Here is a 24428-nt window from a genome sequence, read left to right as displayed (position 1 = left end):
TTCTCACGCCACATAATATACTAACGAAGATGCGTTTCAGTAGTAGTGAAAGTAGTTGTGTGATGCCTATAGTTTCCCGAATTGACGATTAAACAGAGTGGGGAATTTTGTTGTAGGCCGACCATAGATGTGGCACTTGGCGCTTTAAAGGACTTAGACAATGAAAACTAACTTTGTATACACTGCTGCACTTTCAGCGTTATTAACAGGCGCTGCACTTGCAACTCCCGCGCAGGCCGCTGAATATAAAACAATTCTAATTCATGGCTTTCAAGCGGACCAACTTAACCGCCCTAACAGTACCAACGTCGAGCTTGAGGGTGAAGAATACTGGTCATCTTTTTGGATAAACCACGCTGATGAACGTATTGATTGGCCTTCTTATGAACGCCTACAAGGCAAAATCGCAACAGATTATATTTGGCCAAAGCTAAAAGCATTTGCAGAAAATGGCACTTGTAATCCAGGCTGTGTCTTTGTTACCCACTCAACGGGTGATTTGGTTGCGCGCTATATCTTAGATAACCAAGCAACTTGGCTTGAAAATGCGGGCCTTCAACCACTTAATATCGTTGCTACTTTTGACCTTGCAGGTGCGGGTGGCGGAAGCGAACTCGCAGACACTGCTATCAACGCTGCGACTTCTGGTGGCGTAGTAGGTGAACTAACTCGCCAAGCGGTTGAGGCATGGCTTGGCAGCATGCCTGAAGAGTTTGGTATCATGTGGGATTTAAAAGTAAATAACGCGCGACAAGTTGCTCAGTACCCAAGTGACAACGCACCTCGCCTACGTTTCGTCGCTGATGCAAGCGACTACTACGGCCTCACTTCAGGTTTCTTACCAGGTAATGATGATGGTGTTGTATCAACACACTCTTCTTGTGGTGCATCGACAAAAGGCGACTTTGGTAGTTGTAGTACAAGCGTTGCTATCAACGGTCAGTTAGCCTCTCAAGATGATGCAGTGACTAGCTTTATGCCATACCACTACCCACTACTAATGAGCGCGGAATATAGCCACGGCAACCTGCCAGATGCTGGATACCAAGGCAAAGTAACAGCGGCTCGTACTCAGTTTAACGCGGGTTATAAGACGATTAGCTACAACACCTATGAAGAAACAACGGGTAGCTGGTTTTGGAAAAAGACTTACCGTTATGTTAGCGAGTCTAACTCACAAAGTTTTTCACAGTTAATACTAAACTCACTGTAACTTAACGGTTATTCTGCTAATTTCTATACCCAAGGAACTGCTCCATGCAGTTCCTTATATTAACCGAGTATTGCTATGAAAAAGTTTTTGTTGATTAGTGTCATTCTTATTGTGATCTGTATCACTGCAGGCTATTTTGCCTTGCAGCGCGAAGCTCTGCCCTCGCCTGAGTTAGCAGCCCCCCCACAAGTCACCACACCTATTTTGACACCAACAACAACGCCACCCACCACCCCTAAAACTGCGATAACACAAAAACAATCATTGGTTGAATCACTACCACTGGTACAAGCTGCGCAATCAGCTGCGGCACATTATGAGTATAGTATTTCGCTACCTCCTTACTCACAGCCCCTTGGCAAAGGTGATTTTGATAGGCTCAATCCAAATCATTTCTATGCCGTCGAAATGCCAATTGAAGAAAACAACGAACAGGTGTCTTTATCGCTGAATCAATATCGCTTTGTGCACCCCGCTACTATCGAGATAAGTTTATCTGGTAGTCAATTTTCTAATGCAACCGCAACGATACTCGACCCTACATCACAGCAAACCTTATCCACCACCCGCCTCAAAGAGTCTGATGATATTTGGCTTGGTGCAGTCGATGGCGAGACAACATGGCCTCAAGAGCTGAATGTCGTTGTGCGTGCCAAGCCAAGCTCGGCTAAGGCCGTGGCATTAACGGCAAGTATTCGCTATTACCAACCCAGCGCCACACTGCTCGCCATTGCTAAACCTTACCCCGAGCAAGCTGACTTGATAATTCCATTGCAGCTTAAAGTAAAGCAAAGTGGTACTTATCGTATCCGTGCAAACCTATTTACTCGCGATGGCACACCAATCAGTCATTTGGTTGAAAAACAAAAGTTAAGCGAAGGGAAACAGGTATTCAACTTAAAAGCACATCAGTCGGTGCTTGCTCCTTTTTCAGCTAAATCCGGCCCATCCCAGTTCACGTTAAAGACATTTGTGATTGAGAGAATGTCGCCAATGCCGGGAGAGCTTGCACAGTTTGGTGATAGCAAAATAACCGAATACCACATCACTGATTTCTACTTTGACGCACTGGAGAAGCGCCCATATCAGCCCTCGGCTGCCGAGCGTCAACGTCTGGGTTACTTGCAAAAAATGGCGGGGAAATAAAGTAACTAACCTTTGCTTCGGATAATTAACATAAATACAAGCGGTGACCTTTTTTAGGTCACCGAGTTAGCTAAGCTATATCGCTTCAGCCGCCGTCTTGGGCTTCAGCTCAGCAATGCGATAAAACCCAAGTGCGGTGATAGATACTAAGGTCATGATGATAAACAGCATCATGCCGGAGTAAAAATCTAATATAAGTCCGCCTAAAATAGGCGCTAATGCATACCCTAATGAACACAAGCCAGCAGCACCAAAATAGCTAGCTTTCAGGTTATCTGGTGCCAACCTGTCAATATAGACATTGATGTTAGTAAACATAATTGCTTCGCTCAGACTCAACACCATCATGGCTGCAATCCATCCCCAGATATTTTGCACATCATTCAAGGCCATCATGACTTGTGAAATGATCAATATCACGCCACCCGCATAGAGCCTATTTTCAATACGCCAATTACGCATCAGATGCAGTAATGGAAACTGACAAACGATGATCACACTAGAATTTGCGATGATTAAGCTAGAAATTAGCCAAGCCAGATCGGGGACCTCTGCACGCGTCAAATACTGCACTAGGCTAGAGTCACATTGTGCATAAACCAAATACACTAAAGTTGTAGCGATGAGCACAATTAAAAAGACTTTATCTTTTCGTAAGATCCCCAGCCATTTTGCAAACTTCGGCACTGACTGAGCGGCAGACTGCAAAGCGGAAGTCTGCGCTTCACTCAGTTTAGGTCTAAAGTAAAGCAGCGCGAGCAACAAACCAATATACGAAATGCCAGTATAGATAAAACTAAACTGCTCACCATTAAGCCCTGCCCATAGCCCGTACAATGGTCCTAAAGCCGCTCCCACATTCACGAGAAAATAGAGTAAATGCAGTGCAAGCTCTCTGTCTTTTGCGTCGGCAAGTTCTTCAGTAAGTAACGCTTTACTAGGCGCATCCCAAAGCGTCCTAGGTAGACAAGCTAAAAACACTGAGGTTGCAAACAACCACAACGATTCAGCCACAGCCAACAGTGAAAAAGAAATCACACCAACAAACACTGCCGTGTAGAGCATTTTGGTGCGACCAAAGCGATCAGCGAGATTCCCCGTATAAAACCCCAAAAATACGGCGAAAGTCGCTGACACCGTCAGCAATAAACCAACCTCTGTTGCACTCAGTCCATAATTTTCGTAAAGAATAACAGCCAAAAAAGGCCATACCATGTAGTAACTTGCGCGAACGAAAAAGTTACCAACAAGCATTACCCAAACTAAAGGTGTAAAGCGCTTTAACCGCTCAATTGCAGAGCTATTCTCCATTGATGTTCCTTGATTATTATTGATTTACGCAGAACCCTAATTCCTAAACCTTAGTTTAGGTCAAGCGTTTAACTGCATTCTATTATCTTGGAAACTGGAACTCTATAAAGAAAAAATGACGTTATTTTAGCGTTATTTAGTAAGAAAAAATTTCATCCTTGAAATCACAAAGGGAGATAAAACTAAATCAATGACATTAAGCGTTAAAACCGCTTAATGTAGAACACATTTAAAAAATCAAGACCGGGGTTGTGGTCGCTCAAACCTGCATTAGAATAATGCAGATATCGGATCCCAACTTTAGTACTGGGATTCAAATTAACACTAAGCCCAATGCGGTCTTCAAACTGATAGTGAACACCAATGTCTTTGCCCGCAAATCGAGTATCACTGACGTAGGTCATGCCAATCCCAAACTCAAAATTTACCGGCTTTCCAGCAAACTCGGTCAGTGGAACACTAAGCACTGGTGACAGTGCAATAGCAAACGTCGTGTCTGAGCGTTTTGGTTTGCCGTATTCCCAATAGTTGGTGCTCAACTCAAAATAAACATAGGCACCTTCGCCAAAACCATAATCCGCTAAACTATAATGCAAGGGACGATACCCAAGCCGCAGTCCTTTTACATCCCCCTCTCCCATCACATAATCAACTGCAACTTCACTAGCATGTGAGTAAGTAGACACAAACAACATAAGCAAGAATAAAACTAAGCGCATAACGACTCCTCTACAACAAGAGCAATTTTACGCCGTTATTTAATTCTTAAAAGACACCAAAAAACCATATAATAATTGCCAATAAAGCACCAATATGGAATTTTAATGGGTACATTAATTTAACCAAAACCAATAACAAATTATGAGTTATACTGTTAAAAACGATCTTGAGAATGTGGTATGCAGTATATAATTGGGAGCGTTATAGGGATATTTAGTGTATTTAGTGCCTTAGCCGCAGCACCGACAAAAGTAGATATCTATACCGAGCATTTTCCTCCGTACCAGATAGAGCAAAAGAACGGCACCATTACTGGGCTTGCCACTGATATCGTACGTCTCATTATGTGGGAAGCAGAGCTAAGCTATCAAATTTATATGTTGCCTTGGACTCGCGCAAAAGCCTTCTCCAAAAAATCCCCTTATTCATTGCTCTACTCGATCGCCAGAACGGAGCAACGTGAAGAAAACCATGTCTGGATTGCGCCACTTTGTGAGCTAAAGGTCGCCTTTTATAAGCGTGCTGATATCGCCGATCAGCAAGAGTGGGAAATATGGAAAATCAAACAACATGTTGTCGCTGTTGCGGCCGATCAACTTTCCGAAAACTATTTAAAAGCACAAGGCTTTGTCGCCGATAAGAACATGCTATCTGTAACTAGTTTGAGTCGTGCAGGTGAGCTGCTTGAAAGAGGTAGAATTGACTTTATTTTTGGTGCCGAAAATTTTGTGGATAGAATGGCTGCTAGAATGGGTTTAGTGGAGCAATGGGACAAAGTGCTAGAAGTTCCAGAGTTAAGTAAAACCCTCTATTTAACCGCCAACCCCAGCGCCCCTCCAGAATATATAAATCGGCTACGCGCCGCCGCTGAACGAGTGCAAATGCAACGTAAAAAGGTTGACGTCGGCTGCCCCATCGACGAGTAATTCATCGTTTGCTACTGAACTTTGTACGTCGCTGTGATAGCATTTTAAAAATTGTATACTTTATTCAAAAATAAAAATAAAAGTACTCACAGGAATGGTATTACTCATGCTCTTTGTAGCATGCGAAACGTACGCAAGCCCAAAAATCATTAACGTGGTTTCACGCTTTGGTCACCCTCAGGTAATGAAGCCCGCAGACAAGTTTGGCCATAGTCCCTATTCACCACTTTTTGATAACGGCGCATGGCATGGTCACTTACTTCCTGATAACGCTGCGGAATATGGTGGTTTCACGGGTAACGCGATTATCACTGAAGAGTATTTAACGTATTTATTTGAACGTATTGAGCGCCTACAAATTTTTCATGGTGAGACCAAATTGCAATTTGATGCAGCGCAGTACAGCCTGCCCGGAGAGCTGGTGCAAACGCTTAGACATGAGCTCGCGACGGTGACGCTCCGCTTACGCTTTGTTAGCGAGCGTGTTTCTCTTATTCAAACCACTATTCATACAAAGCAACGACTTACTTTAAAATTGGACGGCAAATTACTCCACCAGCTTAATGATCAACAAACACTGGACCAACAATACCCTAAGCTCGCACCAACTATGGTTGCCAGCGAAAGTGGGATCAGTACCACTTTTGGTCGTGTTCGCGATCCGTGGGCGCTTCTAACCTCTGGTAGCAACGAGTACTCAATCACCCGCACAATCCCTTTCAAAAATGAGGTGAAAAAAAACCATTATTATAGCGAGGCGCAAACCTCAGGTGATCTACAGTTTTATACCGCGATCAGTTATGTCCACAATCAACAAGAACGCATACGAACAGCAAAAATCGTTGCCAAAATTCTCTCATCCCCAGTTACGTATTGGCAACGCTCTAAAGCTCGCTGGGCAGGCTATTTAGCACGCTACCAAACCTTACCACGAGATAAACAAACATTGGCGATAAAAGCTGTTGAAACCCTCATTGGTAACTGGCGAGCGCCTGCAGGGGCAATCGCGTTTGATACCGTATCGCCTTCGGTCACTGCGCGCTGGTTTTCCGGCAATTTAACTTGGCCTTGGGACAGCTGGAAACAAGCATCAGCGCTGAGACTATTTGCACCAGATTTAGCCAAGGCCAACATTGATGCCGTATTTTCCTATCAAATAGCCGCTAACGATCCTGTGAGACCCCAAGATAAAGGCTTATTACCCGATTTAATTGGTTATAACCTGCCACCAGAACGCGGTGGCGATGGCGGTAATTGGAGCGAACGGAATTCAAAACCCTCGCTGGCCGCTTGGGCGGTGTTGAATACCTACCATGCCAGCATAGACAAAGCTTGGCTTGCACAAATTTACCCTAAACTTGTCGCCTATCGCGATTGGTGGCTGCGCAACCGTGATCACAACCAAAATGGTATTCCTGAATTTGGTGCAACCATAGATAAACACCATAATAACCAAGCGGGTGAGTTGTTATTTTATCTACATGAAGGAAAGCAAAAGCATGCCCGCTTTGGGCTAAAAGCCTATCGTGATGCGCAAGCACAAGGTAAACAAATAAGTATTCCCGCACAGACCGCAGCGTCATGGGAGTCTGGAAGAGACGATGCTGCTAACTTTGGTTTTATCTCACCACAGCAGCTTGAGATCTATGTGAAACAAGGTGGCGATGCTAAAGACTGGCAAGTCGAATTTGCTAGTAATATGGACGCCCAAGACCATCTGCTAGGCTACTCTTTGATGCAAGAATCGGTTGACGGGGCCAGTTATTTTTATTCTGACACCAAAAACTTGAGTACCATCGCAACTATCTTGGCTAAGCCACAGGAAGCCAACGCCTTTGCAGCACAAGCAAAGCAAATCGCCGATTATATTAACCGCTGCATGTTCGACGATAACAGCGGATACTACTACGACATTCGCATTGCCCCATCACCGCTTGAAAATGGCTGTGCAGGGAAACCAATCATTGAGCGTGGTCGCGGCCCGGAGGGTTGGGCTCCGCTCTTTAATCAGGTAGCAACAGCGTATCATGCTAAACGCGTCTCTGAAGTAATGCTCAGCCCCAGTGAATTCAACACCTATATTCCTCTAGGCTCTGCATCCCAGACCAATCCTGCATTTGGCGCAAACATCTATTGGCGTGGTCGTGTCTGGCTTGACCAATTGTATTTTGGCTTGATGGGGCTAAGTTATTATGGTTATGAAACTGAAGCGAACACTTTGTTTCAGCGATTTATGCAAAATGCGGATGGTCTGCTGCAAAACGCGCCTATTCGCGAAAACTACAATCCACTCACCGGCGAGCAGCAAGGTGCACCGAACTTTTCATGGAGCGCGGCCCATATTTTGCTCATGATAGAAGCATTTGAGATGGACAAACCCAAAACACCAATTAAAGAAGAAAAGCTAGTTTCGCAGCAAATCACTACAAATTAGCCGAAAATTTGCTAGCAATTCAGTGATGATCCGTCTACATTTTTTAAATGATACAAAAACAAAATTAGACGGATCGCAATGAGTTGGTTTTACCGTATTTACCACTTTGCCCTAAAGTGCATTGTTATTTTTATCGGGATCCCGAACCCCAAATTACATCAGGGAAAAACGGGGTTGTTAGACGCCATTGAGGCGCTGGGGTTAAAAAGTGGAGATAACGTCTTAGTCGTGACCGATCAAGTGCTGCTCAAACTCAACTTGCATCAGGTTGTGGAAAACACACTACGTGAGTCAGAGTTTGTCACGCATTATTACGCAGATGTTTTACCCAACCCAACCATAGCAAACGTCGAAGACGGTCTAAAGGTCTACCAACAGCATCAATGTAAAGCAATTATCGCGCTTGGCGGCGGCTCGGTACTCGACACGGGCAAACTGATCGGTGCTCGGGCTGTCAAGCCAAACAAACCGGTGACTAAACTCAAAGGGTTATTTAAAGTCTTAAAACGCCTACCGCCGAATATCGCGATCCCAACAACAGCAGGAACCGGCTCGGAAACCACTGTTGCCGCCGTCGTTAACGATCCTAGTAATCACGCCAAATATGCCGCGACTGATTTTTGTTTAGTGCCACACCATGCTGTGTTATTACCGGAATTAACCACTAGTATGCCCGCACATATCACCGCGACTACGGCAATTGATGCACTAACCCACGCCATTGAAGCACTACTGAGCATTAACTGTCTTAAGTTTAGCCGCGGCCGTGCTCTTGAAGCCTGTAGAGCCATCTTTGAATATTTACCCAAAGCACAACAAGACCCACAAAATCTTGAAGCAAGGGCGCAACTACTAATCGCTTCCCATTACGCAGGACAAGCTTTTACCAGAACCTCTGTCGGCTACGTGCATGCAATTTCACACCAATTGAGCGCTCAATATGGTACGCCGCACGGGCTTGCCAATGCGGTGTTACTCATGCCCGTGCTAACCTGGTATGGTGAGCGCATTAATCAGCAACTCGCGCTCATCGCCAGATACTGTGGATTAACCTCGTTAGACTATCCCGTCGAGCGCCAAGCAGATGATCTTTTAGAGCACATTAAGCGCTTACTGCTTGATTTACATATCCAAACCACGCTCACCGAAGTACTCCCTGATGATGCAGCACTACTCGCAGAGCTGGCGCTAAAAGAAGCACATCCGGATTATCCGGTGCCCCATTTTATGGATCCCAGTGCCTGCCAGCGCATTATCAAAGGTATCGCTCCTACGCCTTAATAAGCACTTCGTTTAGTGTTTGGAACCAAAGGAATTTAAAATAAAAATAATTTTTTCATAACCTTACAACCAACTTTTAAGCAAAAGCACTAAAAATATAAAATATATTAACGAACAATTCAAAGCCAACAAACGCAAATAAAAACAATTCTCAATAATCATTTTTAATGCTAGTATGCGCGACTTTTGAAAAGCAAACTGGTGTATTTTGGAACGTTATTACTCAGAAGTATTAAGTTATATCGCTCGTTCAGTGGGGTGCAAAGACAAAGCTCAAAATATAGTCCAAGAGGCGTATACCCGAATACTAAGTTATAAAACCAGCAATCCAAAACGGGATAACACGCAAGAGCGCGCACTGTTTTTTAAAGCCGCGAAAAACATTGTGATTGATCAGTATCGCAAAAATCAAACCGTTGCTGAGCCCGACGACTTCGAATTAGTCGCGCCAAGTTATTATGAGCCCGAAGCTAAGCTCGCAAGTCAACAACAACTGGCATTACTTAATCGAAGTATCGACTCCTTACCTCTAAAAACCAAGCAAGCATTTGTGCTCTATAAATTTAAAAACTTAAGCCAGCCACAAATAGCAGAGCAAATGGGGATATCTGTCAGCATGGTCGAAAAACACTTGGCAACTGCCATGCTTGCTTGCCGTAACGCATTACAAAAACAATAAGAGAATCGCAATGGACCGTCATAATGTATCAATACAACAGCAAGTAAACCACTGGCTGGCACTCGAAAGGCAAGGGCTCGATAAAGCGCAGCAGCAAGCGCTCAGTCGTTGGCTTGATGAAAGCCGTGCGCACCAAACAGCCTATCAAGAAAGTAAACAGGTTGAGCAACTGTTATCGCAATTTTCAGAGCAAGACATTGCACAATTAGAGAACCCAGTTACACACTCTAAGCTTAAATCAAAGACAACTCAGCGGTACTTCGCCATTGCTGCATGCTTTGCACTTTTTGCGTTGAGTTTCTTTGGCTATCAAACTTGGTTCTTTCAAATTGACAACGACAACTTCCACGCCAGCTATCAGTCAACACGAGGCGAATTGCGCACTATCTCACTGCCCGATAACTCTCTATTGACCTTAGATGCCAAAACTTCCCTCGCGATTGATTTTGATGGCAATCGGCGCAGTAATAAGCTACTCAGTGGACGCGTATTGTTTGATGTTGCCAGCGACAAAAGCCGACCATTTGTTATTAGTGCCGGCAGCACAAAAATTACCGTATTAGGTACCCGCTTTTCCGTGGATAAAAAAGCCAATAGCATTCGCATTGTGGTGGACCATGGTCGTGTAAACGTGCAAAGCCAACATCAGCAAATAGAACTGAGAAAAGGTCAAATGGCGGTTGTGGATAGTGACGGCATTACTAAGACTGAGTTTGATCCAAACCTCAATCTCGTCGATGCATTTAAGCAAGGGCGACTCGTGTTCGACAATGCGCCACTCAATGAAGTATTTGAGGAATTTAAACGACATCATGCGATAAGTTACACCTTAACCGCTCAATCAACTGAGCAATTGGTAATTTCGGGTACTTTTTTAGCATCAGAGCTCGAAAGCTTTTTAAACTTATTACCACACGCCCTGCCAGTAGAAGTTAAAAATACTAATAATCATGTGGTTATAGTTAATTCTCGATGACAAGATAAAAATATTCAGATTTTTATTGAGGAGTTCTCATTCTCATTCGTTTTCATCTTAGGTAATTTATTTGGACGCATCATAATGAGAACTCGCACTGCTTTAAACACAAGACTCACTCCCTTAGCATTTGCACTCGGGCTTAGCCTGAGCCTGCCTGCAACCGCGCAGAGTCAAGTTGCTATATATCAATTTAATCTTGCGCAGCAACCTATTAGCCATACCTTAACGCAGGTAGCTGAGGCTGCGAGTATGAATCTAATTGCCGATGCGAAACTATTAAATGGCCTGCAAGCCCCAGCACTCAAAGGGGAGGTAAGTTTAACCGAGGCACTAGAGCGTACATTGAAAGGTAGTCCGCTAACGGCGAGTATTATCGACAATAACATCGTTATTAAAGCGGCGATTAGCGAGTTAACGCCAGCAAAAGGCCAATCCAATAACACTCAGGCTAAGCACAAGCAAACACCAAATCCGCAAGATAATATTGAAGTCATCACTGTCAAAGGCGATAAACTCAATCTTAATCGTGAACAGATTGCTCGAACCAAAGGTTTATCTAACTCGGATATTTTCTCAACGTTTTCAGGTATAGAGGCAAACAATATTCGAAACGAAGCTGGTGCGCTTGATATCGGTATTCGTGGAGTCCAAGGCGAAGGACGAGTACCAATTTTCATCGATGGCAGTTTGCAATCAACGCACACAAACCGCGGCTATATGGGCTCGTCGGATAGAACCTATATCGATTCAAACCTGATAAGCTCGGTCAATGTTGAAAAAGGCGCATCGGCCAAAGCATCACCATTTGGCTCTGGCGCAATCGGCGGAACAGTCAATATCCGCACCTTAGGCACGCAAGATATTCTCCAAGATGGTAAGCGTTATGGCGCTTTGGTTAAGGTTAATACGCATAACAACAATAGAACACCTGAAGTACCTGAAAGCTTTAGCCTGCAAAGTTATTACGAGGTAAGCAACCACAATGACACGCTCGATTTTGCAGGCGGTGGATTTACGCTAGCAACCGCCTACCAACAGGATAACTTACAAGCGGTGCTGGCTTACAGTAAGAAAAAGGTCGGTAACTACTTTGCCGGAAAAAATGGCTTTAACGATTTCGTTGAGTCTAAAGAGTACATTCGCTGGGTGCCTTCAACCGAGCATGGAAAACAGTATGATGAAGTCACAGAAGTCATTCTGATCCCACCACCCGTTAACCAAAATGGCGAAGTCGTCAATACAAGCTTTGAAAGCGACTCATATCTTGCCAAACTAACTTATGCGTTTACGGACGAACAATCATTAGAGGTGAACACACGATACCATAAGCAAGAAGCAGGAGAAATGCTGGCCACCTACTGGTACAAACAAAGAGCCGGCGACACCAAGTTTTGGAAGGTGATCGATGAGCATGGCCAAGAGCAATGGATGTCCGAAGAAATTCCTGAAGGCGTAGAAACTATGCCGCAGTGGGCTCCGGGCTCTGCTCTGGTCAATAGTACTAGCGCGCTATACCGCTTTTTACCAAGTAATAACTCATTAGTCGACCTCAGTGTTAACGTTTGGCGTACCAGCGCGAGGTTACAACAGTACAATGCCCTTGGCAGTAACCTAGGTGAAAATGCAGGGCAATACTTCCACCGTTTTAACAACAAACGCCACGGGGTAAGTGTATTTAATACCTCCGCATTATCGCTTGCAAATACGCCTGTGACATTGACGTACGGGCTATCTTGGCAGGCTGAAGAGTTGTCGCCTCATAGAGACTGGAAAAACAACTTTAAGCGCCCATGGCACTCTGATGATTTCAAATTAAAGTCAACTTCACGACACGGTAAGCAAACAAAACGAGCGTTATTTGCCAATGCCAATATCGATCTTGCACCAGCAGAGCTTGCACTGAACGTAAACCTTCACGACTCGGTGAATGAGGACTATCAAACAGGAGAAAAGCTTACATTTGATGCTAAAGCCGATGTGACCGTACAAGCAAATTATCAACTGCTTGATAATACTGTCATTAAAGCCAAATATAGCAACGCATATCGTATGCCAAACCTGTACGAAACAACGGTTTCTAATGAGGTGTTTTCCTACTCCAGTGATTACCCGATCACCCCCGAAAAAACGAAATCGTATGATATTGGTTTTGAGAGTGATTTTAGCAACTTACTCAATCACGGGGATAAGCTAATTATCTCGGCGGAGTACTTCTACACTAATATTGAAAGTATGTTGGCTACGGGCTTCTTACCTAAACCCGATGCACCTTCATGGGATCAAAAGTTCACTTTTACCAACTATGATAAGTTTGAACTGCCTGGCACGGAATTTGGTCTTCATTACCAAAGCGACTTATTTTACAGCAGGTTATCTTACACAAAGTACACCGACGTCAAAATGTGCTCGCGCTTAATGGCCGAGGCTGAAGGTATCGATACTTGTAATGCCACTGGCTTCGCGGGGAGTTTAACACCGCTTCGTGTGCCGCCTGAAAAAAGCTATATCGCAACGCTTGGTATTACACTCTTTAACGACACAATTGATACGGGTTTTACTTACAAAAAGCACTCTGAGAAACATCATCCAGGTGGCTTTTTGGCAGGGACTGGGGTAACTGCACTTGAGTATATTCCAGCAGGCTATCAGCTCGACTTTTACCTTGATTATATCTTTAGCGACAGCATCAAAGGCAACCTAGCGATCACCAACTTGACCGATCAGTATAAGGTTTCAACCGGCTCAATCGTTGCGATGCCTGAACCTGGCCAAACCATTTCGATTGGCTTAGAACTCAAACTTTAATCAATACTTAGGCGCTGTAATTTTGCTTAAAGACAGCGCTATATTTTTACATCACCTTGGAGCATCAATGACTACCGTTACCTCTGCACCTTCTCGAGCGCAAAACTTAAAACATGCAACTGCAGATACCCACGACAATGTAGACAAATCTATTATGGCGCAAGACCCATTCGCCAATACACAAAGCTATCTCGATTTCTTACGACTACAGTTTTATTTTTTAAAAGATGTGAGCGCCCTATATGAACATCCAGAGTTGTTAGCGCTTATTCCTGATTTGGCCGCGCGTCGCCGCTTAGGTTTGCTTGAACAAGACTTTATCGACCTTGAAACCACCATCCCTGATCCCTATTTAAGGCCAGAAGTAAGCAGCAATACCGATGTCGCTTCGGCACTCGGCTGGCTATATGTAGTCGAGGGCTCAAAGGTAGGTGCAGCCATGCTGGGTAAACAAGTTGGGGCCAAGCTCAATTTTGATGCGCAGCACGGCGCTCGATATCTAGCAGGTCCAGGAGCTGGTCGCGGCAGCGCTTGGCGAGAGCTTGTGCAAATCATAGACTCAATTGAACTAAGCGAACAGCAAGAACAGGCGCTAATTGAAGGTGCTCGCCAGGCGTTCACCCGTTTCCAAGCATTCCAGGCACACGTTTATTCATGATGTTTAAAGCCGCCTTAGCCAACTATAAAAAAATAGCCCTACTGCTATGCGGATACCTATTTGTAGCCCTCGGTGTTATTGGTATTGTTTTGCCCATCATGCCAACCACTGTATTTTTTATTCTGGCTTTGGCGTGCTTTTCAAAAGCTTCTCCTAAGCTGGCCTTGTGGCTGCTAAATCACCCAAGGTTCGGCGCTTCATTAACGCAATGGAAGCAATATAAGGTTATTCCACTTAAGGCCAAAATCATGGCAACAGTGGGCATGGCTGCAAGTTATGCTTTACTTATTTTGCTCTCCCCAGCGGCTTGGCTGGCCTGTGTAGTTGGCAGTATAAAGATCGCAGTGATGTCTTATATTTATTCCAGACCATCAAAGCGTGTGTAATACCAATTTACATTCTTATAATTTAAAACGCTCAACCAGTGTTGCTAGACGATGCGAGAAGCTACTGAGCGACTCGCTGCCTTTCGCCAAGCTTTGCATCGCCTGAGCATTATCGTTTGCGGTACTTTGTGCATCTAGCATCACCTGCTCAATTTGCTGACAATCCGTCGCTTGGTGATCAGCTGCTTGGCTCACTTCTTCACTTAACTGCGTAACCTGTAAAATAGCGTTGGCAATTTCATCCATGGCACTGGCTAGTGCCTCACTTTGTTTAACACATGAGGCAACATCACGCTGGCCGGAATTGATGGCCTCAGAGGCGGTATGTGTATCCTGTCTCAGTGCTGCGATCATTTGGTTAATTTCGTTGGTCGACTCTTGTGTCCTAGACGCAAGCGTTCTAACCTCATCGGCAACTACCGCAAACCCTCTTCCCTGCTCACCAGCTCGAGCCGCCTCTATTGCTGCGTTTAACGCCAACAGATTGGTTTGCTCAGCGATAGATACAATGGTATCCAAGATACTACCAATGTTCTCGCTATGCGTGGTCAGCTTGGTCATGCTCTCTACCGCTTCACTCATGCGTGTGCTGAGCGATAGAATATGTTGTTTGTTGTCTTGCGTGTATTTACTGACCTCGGTTTTATGCTGGTTAGCGGTATGGATGCTCGCGAGACTTTCTGACGAGCGCTCGGAAACCGCCAAAGCGCTAGCTGAAATACTTTGCGCTAAGCGATTGGCATTATCCATGCGGCGCATTTGCTCGGTCGCATTATTGGCTATTTGTTTGCTTTCGCTTAATGATGATTCCGATAGTCCTTCTAACTCATGAACTTGGTTATTGATTGCCTCTAGCAAAGCACGAAGATTGTCTTTAACCTGATTGATATTATCAATTAACTGACCAAATTCATCATCACTGCGCTTACTCATTTGTTTCGAAAAGTCTCCAGCGGCAAGATATTTGAGCATTTTATTCACCGCAGCCAACGGCCCAAGCATCGCCCGGCTGGTTGAAACCGAGATAAACGCACCTAAAGCAATAAAGACAATTACCAATAAAATGGCGGTATTTTGCGCTCGCTCGATAAGGGTTTCAGCATTATTTTGAGAACGAGTAAACGCCGCATTAGCGCTTTGCTGCATTTTCTCAAGCTCAGTTAAAATGGCAAACGCATGCTGCTCTGACTGCTTGTATAACATCGCCGCTTGTTGCTGCTGACGCAGTTTCTCTTGTACCGCAACATAAAGATGACCAGGCTCACCCAGCTTTTCTCTGAGCTTAGTCATACCCTCACTAAACTGATTTAACAAATCATCTGCATCCATGCCATAGGCTTGGCGCTTCAAAAACGTTAAGTTATTTTCAATATTATCTAACAAGAACAGCATGTCTTGCTGATGTTGCTCTACTTGCTCGAGGGTTAATCCGCTGATCCGCTGACTGTTGTTTTCCAAGGTAAACAACATGTCGTCAATACGAACGCCAGTGCCGACCATTTCTTCCAACTGCCGTGTTTTGTCTGTCTCGATTAATTCAAGATCCAGCATGGCATTACTGGCCTGTTCTTTATCCTGTTTCAGTGCTTTATATTGCGATTGGATCCGTTGCTGTGCTTGTACAACATCTGCCTTTGCCTGCAACATTTGTTCTGCGGCACGACTGAGCTGCTCACCCAGCGCCAGAGTTTGCTTTAATGGTGTGACAAATTCAGGCATGGCTTGCGTCAATGACGTTAAGTGTTGCTGACGCTCAACATACAGTTGCTGCTGTGTGGTAAATTGCTGTCGAGCCCGATTAATATCTTGCTCGCTTTCGAGGGTATAAGCTTGGGAAATCAATTTGCTGAGCTTAAGCTGCTCAAGTTGCAAGGCGTCAGCACTGCGCTGAATAGGCAAAGTGACTTGCCCCATATTTTGATTAGCTGACTTTATTTGCGCCAATGCTAAATAGGCAAGCACGCACGCAAGTAACAGCAGCACGCCTAATGCACTAAAGCCTAAAGTAATTTTTTGTTTTATTGTTAGTTTACTTAGCATAATGTCATTGCTCTATTTTGAGTAAACAAACTATGTTACAAACGAGATAAAAAACCAAGTAAATACTCTAAAAATTACCAACATACCTTTTAAAAAGGTAGCCTCAAATTTGCGGTTTTGCTTACTTAGTTTTTGATTTTATTTTTAGTTTTAGCGATCATAACAGTTAGAAGATGTATTATTTAAGAGCATAACAAGATGAGAGAAACCGCAATCAACGAAGCAAAGACCTTATGCCAAAGCCATAAGAGCGCATTTTTATCTACCTTCTCTAACAATCAAAAAGGCTTTCCTTTTTCTTCTATTGCTCAATATGTTTTTCTTGAAGATAATCACTTTTACTTCTTTATTAGTGATATCGCCCAGCACACCAAGAATTTAGCCAAACACCCAGCACTTTCGTTTATGGTGCTTGGTGATGGTGCGGTTGAAGATGTTGAAAATCCGCGAGTTACTATTCTTGGGCATGCACACAAACTACCAAGAGTGGATAGCGAAAACCTGATTGCACAATTCGTAATAAAGAACGAAAAAGCTCAGCAATATGCCATGCTCGGTGATTTTCACCTATGGCGAATTGAAGTGGCTAGGGTTCGATATGTAGGCGGTTTTGGCCGTGCACTTTGGCTAGAAAAGCAGGAGTGGTACTAAACTGCAAAAGCGTGTTCATACTCGCTTTCTCGTCCATGCGGTTGCGATTGATTGGTCATGTCAGCCAAGGTTTTGCGCCAGAAACCGCACGAACTTTCAATCTTATCTTGCATACGCACTTTCCAACGGCCTTTGTATACCGACCAAATGTGTGCCATAAACTCAGTGGCGTAACGCTTTCTGCGCTCGGCAGGAGTAATATAAAGCGCACTGACTTCAAACTCTCGGCGGTTTGAAATACCAATTACGGTAAAGCCAACCAGCTTACCATCTGCATAAAAAAGATAGGCGATATTGGTTGCGCTACACAGTTCAAACGAGCCCACTTGCTTTTGATAATGACTCGCTTCTAGCAAATGTGTAAAAGTCTGCTCACTGTATTTATCAACTCGAATTAACTCTAGTTCAACCACTTTTTTAATCTCCCGCTTGGTGTACGGTTGATCATGCTTAAAGTTTGTGGGCGAATTGTGAAGTTTAAAAAAAACACCAATAAAGTATTTTAACAATTTAATTTTATTTGAATTTTAGCGGCTTGACCTTTAACCAAATTTCCAGCGCAATCACCTTTTCACTTGGCGAGCCTTCATTTTCTTGTGAAATTACTTCCGGATAATGTTCTATTAAGGGCGCATCTTCTGGCTCGTATCCGCTTTGTGGCAGCCACTTGGCGAAAATATCTAATTGGAAACTCAACAAGTCTTTAATTGCTCCACGGTAATCAAAAATTGCGTATATTCCCGCGCTGAGCACATTGAGTTTATATGGCCGAGTCACCGCAGATTTTAACTCATCGTTAATCACAATTGCGCCATCGTAACGCGCTTTATCTAGTGGCGTAAAAACGGGATTATCATGACCAAAACCAAACTTTTGTACTTGGCTATAATCCAGTCCGTGTGCACTAGCCCACGCTGCAAGCTGCTGCCAACAGGCGCTTATTCCTTGCAATTGGTAGCCTTGTGACGCGCGTAAAGTACATAAGGATAGCTGTGAAATAGAGTGTAGTTTAACCGGCTGAATAACACTGTGTCGCTCAGCTCTTAAAGCGTGTATCCGGGTAAGTTGTGTCGCGTTAAGGGCCGGCTCAATGTTATTTTTTGCCACCAGCTTACGTAGTTGTTCTGTTTTTCGCACACTTGAAGGAGTCACACCAAAGTGCTCTTTAAATGCTCGCGAAAAGTTTGCACTGCCAGAAAAACCAAACTGTAGCGCAATATCTGTCACACTGTACTCTTCGGCTAGCAACAGCATATTGGCCGCGCGCTCCAACCTCACGCGATTAGTGTACTGGCTCAAAGATTCACCAATCACAGCTGCAAAAATGCGCTGGAAATGAAACTTAGAAAAATGGCTCAGGCTCGCCGCTTGCTGTAATGAAAGCGGCGACTCTGGATTGCTATGCACCCATTCAATGACAGGTTGTAACCGCCCTAAATATATCTCTTCAGCGCTTAACTTTTGCTCAGTTGATTGATGCAAGCTGTATCTCTCCCGATTGGCTCTTAGCTTGTTGATAGTGCCGCCAACACAGTATAAGTGTTAACCCTGCCGCTATAAAATCGGCCCCTACAAGAGCCATAAATACACCATTTAAGCCAAAGTAGTGCGGTGCAATAACGATTAATGGAACTAGAATAAACATCACCTTCAAGGCGCTGTAAAAACAAGCGCGTTTGGCATCACCTTGTGCTTGATAAAATCCAGACGCTAAAATTACCACGCCAAACAGCGGCATCCCCCAAAGTGCTGAGCGAAAAACGCGCTCTCCTATTTCGAGAAATTCACTCGCTTCGGTAAACAGGCTCAGCCATAACCTCGGCAATCCCATCAACCCTAGCGTCAATAACAGCGCAAATCCTGTCATACCTAAAAAAGCAACACGCGTACACGCTCTTACTCGCCCACTATGTCCTGCCGCTAAGTTATAGCCGACGATAGTTTGAAATGCGATCAACATTGCAATCGCGGGTAGAATTGCGAAATTAATAATACGCCCCAGCATGCCGTGGGCTACTACCCAATTTTCGTTTGCAAAAGACAACAGCTGCCAGTTAACCACCGCAGTTTGCACGCCAAGGCAAAATTGCGTGATTAAGATAGGCATACCGATTGCGAGGATAGGTAGCCAAGCACGAGGTTTCCAACATACCTTAATCGCAAGCAAGTCAGTACGCTTTCTTTTGAGCTGAAGCGCAATAACCAAAGCCCCCAATTGAGCTGTGATTGTCGCATATGCCGCACCTGCAACCCCCAAACCAAATTGCGCGATAAATAGATAATCAAGCAGTATATTGAACACAGCCGAGACTAATAACAACAGCATCATCAACTGCGGTTTACCCTGACCACGAAACATATCAGCCACGATTGGCAATAAAACTCCGCTAATGGCACAAAGATATAACGGCTGTAAGTAGCTAAGCGCATCCTTTACAAAAACCGCTTCCACTTGCAAAAGTGATAAAAGCTCAAGTGGATAAAGCCAACCAAGTATCAAGAATACCACGCTGACTATACCGCCAATTATCAGTCCATGACCGATAACCTCCGCGGCTTTATCCATTTGCTTTGCACCGATTAATCTTGTCATTGTGGCCGCCATACCTGCAGATACCATAGCGGTTAGCGCTATCATTAACACTTGCAGCGGGTAAACCATGGCCACAGCGCCAAATGCCATCTCTGACACATAGCGACTAAGAAACCAGCCGTCGACCAAGGCATATAAACCCACAACAAGTAAACCGATACAAATGGGAATACAGGTTCGAATAAACAGCGCTAATATGGGCATCTCGGCGAGCTGCACAAGCCCTAATTGATTTTTATCTTTCATGTAAATTACTCCTCAGTTGCCATAACATGGCAAGGTAAAACTACTTATCTGGAGAGGTTACAAATTCCAAACAAAGATAAATATTCAAATATTGCGAAGTTGATGAAATTGACGCACAAAAATTGGCATAACAAAAAATCCCGCTACGATAACATTCTTTTACAACTCTATTTTGTTCCTAAGTTAGTATATTTTGTAACCTCTACTTCTTTGATTCTCTTTTGAAAGGATTTTACTATGCGTTTAGGATTAACTATTGCAGTTGCAACTATTACCCTACTAACTGGTTGCGGTGGCTCTTCAACTGACTCACAAGACCAAGCACCACCCCCCAAAACGGTCACGCCACCACCCACTCCCACAGAAAACAAACTCAATATCACAGCACTGGACCAAAACAATCATGTTTACTCGAGCGACTTAGGTTACACCACGACTTTGGAGCGCGTCTTCAACTTAAAAGACAACAAACTATTAGTGCTCGGAGAAACATCAAGTGTTGAAGAACTGGGTAATAAAGAAGGTTTTTATGCGATCACGAACCTAGATGGCCAAACTTATCAATATGAACAAACGCAAGAAGGATTTGTTGATGCCTGTGTTTTTGACTCAGGAGAATACGTCATAGGCCGATTTAAACGTGAAGATACTGATCGGTTCAGTGTACAACTTGAACGCTACGACGGTTCTGGTACTTTGCTACAAAATGCTGAAATGAAGGCGTTATCAATGGACGTTAAATATGATATCCCTGCTGATAAGAGTGCTTGGCTTAAAAAGCCATTCACTATTATTCCGACAGACAATCCATTGAGTGAAATTCCGTACACGCAAACTAGCATTACATGGTGGCGCTTTAACAATGTAAAGTTCTCCTGCCATGACAACAACTTGTACGTCAGTTATAACAACGGAGGTCAAAAGATTGCGAAATACGACGTAAACCTCCAACTTAAGTGGCAAAAGCTGATTGATATTCGTTACTGGGCTAACAGCTCGCGTGCTTCTGAAGCAATTGAAATGGCGCTCTCTGAGAACGGATTTTTATACACAGTGCAAAATATTAGTACTGATGCAATTCCTGCCTACAATCATAAATTTTCGACCAACCATGCGATACCCGATAACACGGATCAAAGTGCGATGCACATGATTGTAAAAACCTTTAATGTAGACGGTGAACAACTCAATGAACAATTTATCAGTGATACTGACTCATCGTTAGTGGAGGATGTTCAAGTACATCAAGACAGTGTATTTGTTGGTGTATCGGCACGTCGCAGCAAAACGGGTAGAACAAGATATTCAAGCGAATGGGATATTGGTTTAGTAAAAGTTTACCATGGTGAAAGGGCTGCCGAGCGTTATTGGTATGACTTAGATAAAGAAGATGTGCTACGTGGAGTAAAGATCAGCAACGACACATTATTTGTGTACGGCCATACTGGTGGTGTACAAGTGGACACAAATAGCTGGGTTGAACATAGCAAGGCGTTTATTGGGGAAATCAACCTTGAAAACCTAGCCGATATTGCTGTTGAAACCACTAGCACCGCACGTTCCGCCAGTTTCCAAGACTTAACCATTCAAAATGGCGTGTTAAGCGCTGTGGGACTTGAGAATGCGCCCATGACACATTCTACTGATATCTCTATGGCGGGTTTGTTGATTAAAAAAACACTCGACGATTAGACCTGCCAAGTGGTGATAACGACCAAGTTATCACCACTTATTATTAACGCTCAAGCAAAGTAACCACAGCTTGAGCCCCTTTATTGTCCGGTAAATTCGCTAAATGCAACTCCCCTTGCTGATTACGAATAAGCTCTCGGCTCAACACCAAGCCGATACCTGAGCCATTTGGTTTAGTGGAATAAAATGGTACGAAAAGGTTATCTGGATTGGCGATACCAGCGCCGTTATCTTCTAGGGTAAAGCGCCAATTTTTTGGTTTATCTAGGGTTAGCGTTATGCCATCATTCCCCGCAGATTGATTTGCTTGCTCAGCATTATTGACAAGGTTGATCATAGCCTGCGTTAGCTGAGCTTCATCACAATAAACCAAACCTATATAAAGCACCTTTATCTCAACACCGGGAAATAAAGCTTGCCAGCGCGATACCAGCAACTCTACCGCAATGCTTTGCATATCAACGGGTGGAAGCTGCGCTACTTGTGCGTAGTTTGCAACAAATTGCTGTAAATGAGCGGCACGGCTTTCTATTACACCGAGCATAGTTTGCTGCATCTCAGGTGAAATGATATTGCCATCTTGTTGTAGAGATTGCGCCATTGAGTAGACCGGAGTTAAGGTGTTTCGCACCTCATGGTTGAGTACCGATAGTAGCTTTTGCCATACCTGCTTTTCATTATCTCGCAGCGCTTGCTCCACCGAGAAAAACACCAGTAATTGATAGACCCGCTGCCCCCGGTATAGCTTATGTGCCGCAATGCTAAATCGAGAGATGTGCTGCGTATGCTGCCACTGTTCATCCACATACTGAAGCGCCAGTGTTTTAGCGTGTGCACCATGTAACACTTGCTCTGGATACACGGTATTCATGGCCTGATTGGCAAAATACACATGATGATGCGCATCAAGTACCACAATTGGCAGGGTGAGTTCGCTAATAAAATTAAATACAAAAGCTTCATTCTGACCATATTCTTGACGCTTTTGCTGTAATCGCTTGGCAGCTTCTTTGAGCTCGGCCTTGAGCAATTCAACGCGGCCCTTGCGGTACTGCGCTAACTGCCAGACACCAAACTCTTCGTTTGTTACACCGTCCAACTGGACAGCCAAATTTTCAAGCACCTGCATTACTGCCCGATAACCGTAACTCAGTGCGAATACAGAGGGGATCATCACACCGAGCAACAAAGTGATTGCACTTAACAGCGTAAGCTCAAAATAGTAGATCATCCCAAGCGCGAGCATAGTAAGTGTGCTTATAGGTATCGCAAAGCCCACCAATAACTTGTGCTCAAGTGATGCCAGCTTAGCCATCAAGCTCTGCCTTTGGGCTAATATCATGCTTTTCTAGGCGCCGATAAATTGCAGATTTACTCAAGCCCAAAAACTCTCCAGCGGCCACTACATTGCCATCAAAATGGCGGATCGCTCTTGCAATCATGCGTTTTTCGGCTTCTTCAAGGCTCAAAAGTGGGATCTCTTGCTCTGGTACACCTTCCTCAAGCTCAATATCATCCGCAGTTATTTCAGGCTGAAGTCCTAAGATCACCGCTCGTTCAATGACATGAGATAGCTCACGAATATTGCCAGGCCAGCTGTAACTTAATAATTTGTCTAGCGCCGCAGTGGTTAGCGTGCGCTCCCGTCCGGTATCATTACCATGGCACCTAGTGTGTTTCGTTAAAAAATGGGCAGCTAAGTTTGGCAGCTCTGCTAATCTCGCTCTGAGTGGCGGTACCTTTAGCACCACCGTATTTAAGCGATAAAGTAAGTCCTGACGAAACTGCCCTGCGTTAATCGCTTCTGACAAATCCGTATTAGTGGCAGAAACAATCCGCGCGTTACTGCGGCGCGTTTCAGAATCTCCCACGACTTCATATTCACCCGTTTCGAGCACGCGTAATAGCTTACCCTGAAGTGGCAGCGGCAAGCTGCCGATTTCATCTAAAAACAAAGTGCCATTTTCAGCCATTTCAAACCGTCCAGTGCGGTTTGCTTTTGCATCGGTGAATGCGCCTTTACGATGGCCAAATAACTCACTTTCAAATAATTCTGTTGGAATAGCGGCCATATTTACGCTCACAAAAGCGTGCTCAGAGCGACTGCTAGTATCATGAATATATTTAGCCAACTGACTTTTTCCGCAGCCATTTTCTCCCAAAATAAGCACATTGGCATTGGTTTTTGCAACGCGCTGAGCTTGCTGAAATAACTGAGTGGTTGCGTTATTGCCTGCGTGTGGTTCATGTGATGACGATAGCGCTTCAGCACTTTTGGTGTAGCGTCTAACAGTGTTCAGCAGTCGCTGGTTTTGCCAAGGTTTTTCAATAAGGTCACATGCGCCCAGCTGCATTGCTTGGACCGCAAGCTCAACTTTGGCCCACGCGGTAATAACCACCACAGGCACACTTATTTGCGCTTGTCTCAGCCAACTAAGAAATTGCAGTCCTTCTTTTCCTGAGGTTGTATCTCTATTGAAGTTCATATCAAGCAAAATAAGCGCAACAGGCTGCTCTGATAACAAAGCTTTGGCTTCATCTGGGTGTGCAGCTTCAAGGCTCATAAAACCATGACTTTGTAGCACTATGGTGGCTGACATTCGCACGTCAGGGTTGTCGTCGATGATTAAAACTGGCGTCATCACTTCCTACTCATATTTTGTATGGG

General features: G+C 44.3%; 20 protein-coding genes. 12 read left to right on the top strand and 8 right to left on the bottom strand.

Going from position 1 to position 24428, the window contains the following annotated elements:
* Window positions 1-160: 160 nt before the first annotated feature.
* Window positions 161-1213: a hypothetical protein gene (locus tag A587_RS0119815; RefSeq protein WP_010604068.1), complete on the top strand. Its 1053-nt coding sequence runs from the start codon at window positions 161-163 to the stop codon at window positions 1211-1213.
* A gap of 75 nt (window positions 1214-1288) precedes the next feature.
* A complete protein-coding gene (locus A587_RS0119810; RefSeq protein ID WP_017219010.1) occupies window positions 1289-2359 on the top strand; it encodes a hypothetical protein in 1071 nt (356 codons plus the stop codon).
* 75 nt (window positions 2360-2434) lie between these two features.
* On the opposite strand, the gene A587_RS0119805 is transcribed toward A587_RS0119810, so the two are convergent.
* Entirely contained in the window at window positions 2435-3670 is a 1236-nt protein-coding gene (locus A587_RS0119805) for an MDR family MFS transporter (protein WP_017219009.1), read from the bottom strand.
* A gap of 203 nt (window positions 3671-3873) precedes the next feature.
* The gene (locus tag A587_RS0119800; RefSeq protein WP_017219008.1) at window positions 3874-4389 is read right to left on the bottom strand and encodes an acyloxyacyl hydrolase; all 516 of its coding nucleotides are present in this window, start codon (window positions 4387-4389) and stop codon (window positions 3874-3876) included.
* A gap of 180 nt (window positions 4390-4569) precedes the next feature.
* On the opposite strand from A587_RS0119800, the gene A587_RS0119795 reads away from it, so the two are divergent.
* From A587_RS0119795 to A587_RS0119760, 8 genes are all read left to right on the top strand, one after another.
* Window positions 4570-5316, top strand: a complete 747-nt coding sequence (locus A587_RS0119795) for a substrate-binding periplasmic protein (RefSeq protein WP_017219007.1) — start codon at window positions 4570-4572, stop codon at window positions 5314-5316.
* 106 nt (window positions 5317-5422) lie between these two features.
* Window positions 5423-7750, top strand: a complete 2328-nt coding sequence (ygjK, locus tag A587_RS0119790) for an alpha-glucosidase (RefSeq protein WP_017219006.1) — start codon at window positions 5423-5425, stop codon at window positions 7748-7750.
* A gap of 78 nt (window positions 7751-7828) precedes the next feature.
* Window positions 7829-9031, top strand: a complete 1203-nt coding sequence (locus tag A587_RS0119785) for an iron-containing alcohol dehydrogenase (protein ID WP_017219005.1) — start codon at window positions 7829-7831, stop codon at window positions 9029-9031.
* A gap of 208 nt (window positions 9032-9239) precedes the next feature.
* A complete protein-coding gene (locus A587_RS0119780) occupies window positions 9240-9710 on the top strand; it encodes a sigma-70 family RNA polymerase sigma factor (RefSeq protein ID WP_010369459.1) in 471 nt (156 codons plus the stop codon).
* Between the two features lie 10 nt (window positions 9711-9720).
* Complete coding sequence (locus A587_RS0119775) at window positions 9721-10686, top strand: FecR family protein (RefSeq protein ID WP_017219004.1); 966 nt, start codon at window positions 9721-9723, stop codon at window positions 10684-10686.
* 84 nt (window positions 10687-10770) lie between these two features.
* Entirely contained in the window at window positions 10771-13494 is a 2724-nt protein-coding gene (locus A587_RS0119770; protein ID WP_017219003.1) for a TonB-dependent receptor, read from the top strand.
* A 67-nt stretch (window positions 13495-13561) separates the two neighbouring features.
* The gene (locus A587_RS0119765) at window positions 13562-14152 is read left to right on the top strand and encodes a biliverdin-producing heme oxygenase (protein WP_010369468.1); all 591 of its coding nucleotides are present in this window, start codon (window positions 13562-13564) and stop codon (window positions 14150-14152) included.
* Window positions 14149-14538, top strand: a complete 390-nt coding sequence (locus A587_RS0119760) for a YbaN family protein (RefSeq protein WP_017219002.1) — start codon at window positions 14149-14151, stop codon at window positions 14536-14538. The genes A587_RS0119765 and A587_RS0119760 overlap by 4 nt, the downstream gene beginning before the upstream one ends.
* A 15-nt stretch (window positions 14539-14553) precedes the next feature.
* Here A587_RS0119760 and A587_RS0119755 read toward each other — a convergent pair whose 3' ends face one another.
* Window positions 14554-16578: a methyl-accepting chemotaxis protein gene (locus A587_RS0119755; protein ID WP_017219001.1), complete on the bottom strand. Its 2025-nt coding sequence runs from the start codon at window positions 16576-16578 to the stop codon at window positions 14554-14556.
* 198 nt (window positions 16579-16776) lie between these two features.
* Between A587_RS0119755 and A587_RS0119750 the strand changes: the two genes are divergently transcribed.
* Window positions 16777-17229 (top strand): HugZ family pyridoxamine 5'-phosphate oxidase, encoded by a 453-nt coding sequence (locus A587_RS0119750; protein WP_017219000.1) that lies wholly within the window; start codon window positions 16777-16779, stop codon window positions 17227-17229.
* On the opposite strand, the gene A587_RS0119745 is transcribed toward A587_RS0119750, so the two are convergent.
* From A587_RS0119745 to A587_RS0119735, 3 genes are all read right to left on the bottom strand, one after another.
* Entirely contained in the window at window positions 17226-17642 is a 417-nt protein-coding gene (locus tag A587_RS0119745; RefSeq protein WP_223229711.1) for a GNAT family N-acetyltransferase, read from the bottom strand. The genes A587_RS0119750 and A587_RS0119745 overlap by 4 nt on opposite strands.
* A 103-nt stretch (window positions 17643-17745) precedes the next feature.
* Window positions 17746-18711 carry an AraC family transcriptional regulator gene (locus tag A587_RS0119740; RefSeq protein ID WP_017218998.1) on the bottom strand — a complete coding sequence of 322 codons (966 nt, stop codon included), beginning with the start codon at window positions 18709-18711 and terminating at the stop codon, window positions 17746-17748.
* A complete protein-coding gene (locus A587_RS0119735) occupies window positions 18695-20068 on the bottom strand; it encodes an MATE family efflux transporter (RefSeq protein ID WP_017218997.1) in 1374 nt (457 codons plus the stop codon). Before A587_RS0119735 ends, A587_RS0119740 begins: the two co-directional genes overlap by 17 nt.
* Window positions 20069-20305: 237 nt before the next feature.
* Between A587_RS0119735 and A587_RS0119730 the strand changes: the two genes are divergently transcribed.
* A complete protein-coding gene (locus A587_RS0119730) occupies window positions 20306-21760 on the top strand; it encodes a hypothetical protein (RefSeq protein WP_017218996.1) in 1455 nt (484 codons plus the stop codon).
* A gap of 43 nt (window positions 21761-21803) precedes the next feature.
* Here the strand turns inward: A587_RS0119730 and A587_RS0119725 are convergent, their stop codons facing one another.
* Entirely contained in the window at window positions 21804-23075 is a 1272-nt protein-coding gene (locus A587_RS0119725; RefSeq protein WP_017218995.1) for a sensor histidine kinase, read from the bottom strand.
* On the bottom strand, window positions 23068-24402 hold the full coding sequence (locus A587_RS0119720; protein ID WP_017218994.1) for a sigma-54-dependent transcriptional regulator: 1335 nt from the start codon (window positions 24400-24402) through the stop codon (window positions 23068-23070). The genes A587_RS0119725 and A587_RS0119720 overlap by 8 nt, the downstream gene beginning before the upstream one ends.
* Between the last annotated feature and the right edge of the window lie 26 nt (window positions 24403-24428).

This window comes from Pseudoalteromonas sp. NJ631 (genome assembly GCF_000276645.1).
Taxonomy (GTDB): domain Bacteria; phylum Pseudomonadota; class Gammaproteobacteria; order Enterobacterales; family Alteromonadaceae; genus Pseudoalteromonas; species Pseudoalteromonas piscicida.
Note: the sequence above shows the minus strand (reverse complement) of the source record. Positions and strands in the feature narration are given on the sequence as shown.

Coding starts and splice junctions, on each gene's coding strand:
- A587_RS0119755 (WP_017219001.1), bottom strand. CDS start 16,578: ATGCTAAGTAAACTAACAATAAAACAAAAAATTACTTTAGGCTTTAGT.
- A587_RS0119765 (WP_010369468.1), top strand. CDS start 13,562: ATGACTACCGTTACCTCTGCACCTTCTCGAGCGCAAAACTTAAAACAT.
- A587_RS0119815 (WP_010604068.1), top strand. CDS start 161: ATGAAAACTAACTTTGTATACACTGCTGCACTTTCAGCGTTATTAACA.
- A587_RS0119725 (WP_017218995.1), bottom strand. CDS start 23,075: ATGGCTAAGCTGGCATCACTTGAGCACAAGTTATTGGTGGGCTTTGCG.
- A587_RS0119770 (WP_017219003.1), top strand. CDS start 10,771: ATGAGAACTCGCACTGCTTTAAACACAAGACTCACTCCCTTAGCATTT.
- A587_RS0119720 (WP_017218994.1), bottom strand. CDS start 24,402: ATGACGCCAGTTTTAATCATCGACGACAACCCTGACGTGCGAATGTCA.
- A587_RS0119735 (WP_017218997.1), bottom strand. CDS start 20,068: ATGAAAGATAAAAATCAATTAGGGCTTGTGCAGCTCGCCGAGATGCCC.
- A587_RS0119795 (WP_017219007.1), top strand. CDS start 4,570: ATGCAGTATATAATTGGGAGCGTTATAGGGATATTTAGTGTATTTAGT.
- ygjK (WP_017219006.1), top strand. CDS start 5,423: ATGCTCTTTGTAGCATGCGAAACGTACGCAAGCCCAAAAATCATTAAC.
- A587_RS0119800 (WP_017219008.1), bottom strand. CDS start 4,389: ATGCGCTTAGTTTTATTCTTGCTTATGTTGTTTGTGTCTACTTACTCA.
- A587_RS0119805 (WP_017219009.1), bottom strand. CDS start 3,670: ATGGAGAATAGCTCTGCAATTGAGCGGTTAAAGCGCTTTACACCTTTA.
- A587_RS0119775 (WP_017219004.1), top strand. CDS start 9,721: ATGGACCGTCATAATGTATCAATACAACAGCAAGTAAACCACTGGCTG.
- A587_RS0119730 (WP_017218996.1), top strand. CDS start 20,306: ATGCGTTTAGGATTAACTATTGCAGTTGCAACTATTACCCTACTAACT.
- A587_RS0119750 (WP_017219000.1), top strand. CDS start 16,777: ATGAGAGAAACCGCAATCAACGAAGCAAAGACCTTATGCCAAAGCCAT.
- A587_RS0119785 (WP_017219005.1), top strand. CDS start 7,829: ATGAGTTGGTTTTACCGTATTTACCACTTTGCCCTAAAGTGCATTGTT.
- A587_RS0119810 (WP_017219010.1), top strand. CDS start 1,289: ATGAAAAAGTTTTTGTTGATTAGTGTCATTCTTATTGTGATCTGTATC.
- A587_RS0119760 (WP_017219002.1), top strand. CDS start 14,149: ATGATGTTTAAAGCCGCCTTAGCCAACTATAAAAAAATAGCCCTACTG.